The organism is Corallococcus sp. CA047B, from assembly GCF_003612065.1.
Taxonomy (GTDB): Bacteria; Myxococcota; Myxococcia; order Myxococcales; family Myxococcaceae; genus Corallococcus; species Corallococcus praedator.
The window spans coordinates 19887-22385 of the sequence record NZ_RAWD01000002.1 but is presented as its reverse complement, the minus strand read 5'-3'; the positions used below and the strand labels follow the sequence as shown (position 1 = coordinate 22385).

Genomic DNA, 2499 nt, shown 5'->3' with positions numbered 1-2499 from the left:
CCCTCCTGAGCGAGGCCCTGGAGTCTCCGGTGCGAACCGCTGACTCCAGGGCCGTCGTCTTCCCGCGCTACGGGCTCACGGTGACGCGCTCGCCTCCACGTCCGAGAGCGCGAAGTCATCCATGGTGAGCGTGCCGACCTGATCGATGGACAGCCCAACGCTGAGGGCCCGGGCCGCGGAGGGCGCAGCGGGCGTCGTCCACTCGGCGAAGGTGTAGCTGCTGCGCGCGGGCAGGAGGGGCCCCTGGGACCAGTAGATCCACGCGCCTGCGCTGTCGCGGTAGTACGCCTTGAACCGCACCTGCGTCGTGGCCTTGTACCAGGCGGAGATACGGTAGTGATGCCCCGTCGTTGGGGTGGGCGTGCAGCTGCTGTCGTCCTGCCGGGTGATGAGCTTCCGGTCTCCACTGGTGATCTGCGTGATGCGCACCTGCTGGGCCCAGGTCCCACCGTGGGCGTCCTGTGTCCGCGTCCACGTGAAGGTGTTGGAGCCGAAGCCTCCGCGCTGCCAGCAATCCGGCGTCCCGTCCCCATTGAGGTCCGTTTCGAGCGAAGGGTTCTTCAAGAGCTGCGCAGGCGGCCAGCTCACGGGCGGCTTCAGCGCGCCGCCGATGACCGCGTCCATCGTGGCGACGGTGGTGCCCCTCGATGCGCGGGTGGCCAGCCACTCCACGAACGCCGTCAGCGTGGCGGGCGCGATGGAGTAGGTCTGCGGCGGATTGCACGGCCCGCAGATGTGGTGGAAGACGATGGGCACCCAGCCGCCTCCCGACTCCTCCGCGCGCAGGACGTAGTTCTTCAAGGTCGTGAGCGTGGTGGTGTCCTGCACGGAGCCGTGGGTCCGGATGGCGTACGGGTCGGCGGGTGGCACGGGCTCGGCGTAGGGGTTGCTGGAGCCGCCGGTCGCGGTGCGCAGGCCGCCGCTCTCCCTCGCTGAGTTGTAATTGCAGTCGATGACGATCTGCCGCGTGGTCGCGTCCTTGTCACCGAACGGGTACGCGAAGGACGTGACGCGGAAGCCGGCGTTCAGCAGGGCGACCCGGTCATTGCAGATCTCCTTGCGTTGCTCGTCCGGGGGAAGCTCACTGAGGTGCGGGTGGGTCAGCGTGTGGCCGCCAATCTCATGGCCGGCGTCTCGGAGGGCTCGCACCTGGGCGAGCGTGAGGCGGCCGGATTGGCCCATCCGCGTACTGTGGACGAAGAAGGTCCCCCGCATCCCCCGGGCCTGCAGGATGGCGGCGCCTTGGCTCTGACTGGCCAGGCAATCGTCGAAGTTCAGCGAGACGACGACCTGACCGGGCAGGAGGACGATGGCTTGGGTCGTGGGTTCCATGGCGGGCGCTCCCCGTGCGCGCGCAAGCAAGGATGGCCGCACCGGGCGCGCACGAGGCAACGGCGCGAAGGCTCCACCTCAAGGGTGTGCATGGTCAGTGGGTCGTGAACCGCTCACCACCGCTTGCCGTGCTACGTGGCCCAGGAGCCGCCAGGGCACCGGAGGCTTCCATCCTCGCTGGTGCGAGCCGCGGGGCACGGATGCGGCTTCCGGCCCCACGGCGCCCTCCCGCGCTACTCCAGCTTGGAGGTGTTGCTCACCTGGAGCTCGGTCGTCACCCGCTCCGGATCCGCGAGGATGTCCGCCTCGTTGAAGAGGATGGGGCTCAGGTGCTTTCCGGCGAAGAGGTCCGTCTGGTCCGCGAACCGGGGCGAGGCGGGGTCGGTGTTCTCGGAGTAGGAGAGCACCGCGTTCGCGCGCGGACCCTGGGGCGTGAACTCCATCACCATCAGGAAGCTTGTGCCGAAGTCGACCAGGTAGCCCTCCTTCGAGGTGAGCCCCGTGCCGGGCGACACGAGCTCTCCCTGCTGCTGGGACTGGGGCAGCAGCGTCGAGTTCGCTCCGGAATAGCCGACGACGTTGGTGACGCCCTCGAAGGCTGCGCCTCCGTGCATCGGGATGACCCGGTTCTCCTTGCGCGCGAACTGCACGTCTCCCAGGCGGGAGTTCACCGGGATGCCCGCCTGCGTCAGGATCGCCACGGCCTCACCCAGCTTCTGGTTCACCGGATCCGGCCCTTCCGCCGGGGCTGGCGTCAGCCCTGACGGCGTGGTGGCGGCCTGGAGCGGATCGAACGGCTGTGCGAAGAGCACGCTCTTCTGGGTGAGGGCTGAACGGTCGAACCCGTTCAGGAACTCGCGCCACACAGCAGGATCAACCCCAGCGATGCGAAGACCGGGGCGTCCGGCGTGTTCTCCAGCGACGCGCGGTAGGCCTCCACGGTCTGTGCGCTCAGCGCGGGGACGGGGGACGCGTCCACGTAGCGCGTGTCGCCGTCCGCGTTCGCCAGGAGGGTGTTGACCCAGGGCGCGCCCCGCACCGTGCGCTCCACGTTCGTGGCCTCCTCGATGCTGTGGGCCACGTTCATCCGCAGCCAGTGCTCCGCGAACCGGTCGTTGCCTTCGGTGGCGTCACGCACCGTGTAAGCGAGCTCATTCGACCAGTCGG

The 2499-nt window shown here is 68.9% G+C and carries 3 protein-coding genes; all 3 read right to left on the bottom strand.

Going from position 1 to position 2499, the window contains the following annotated elements; translation table 11 throughout:
* Positions 1-75: 75 nt before the first annotated feature.
* Positions 76-1332: a polysaccharide deacetylase family protein gene (locus D7X74_RS00710; protein ID WP_120530954.1), complete on the bottom strand. Its 1257-nt coding sequence runs from the start codon at positions 1330-1332 to the stop codon at positions 76-78.
* A gap of 233 nt (positions 1333-1565) precedes the next feature.
* Entirely contained in the window at positions 1566-2198 is a 633-nt protein-coding gene (locus tag D7X74_RS00705; protein ID WP_233601912.1) for a penicillin acylase family protein, read from the bottom strand.
* Positions 2180-2470, bottom strand: coding sequence for a penicillin acylase family protein (locus D7X74_RS43855; protein WP_233595283.1), 291 nt, complete (start codon positions 2468-2470; stop codon positions 2180-2182). The genes D7X74_RS00705 and D7X74_RS43855 overlap by 19 nt, the downstream gene beginning before the upstream one ends.
* Positions 2471-2499 lie beyond the last annotated feature (29 nt).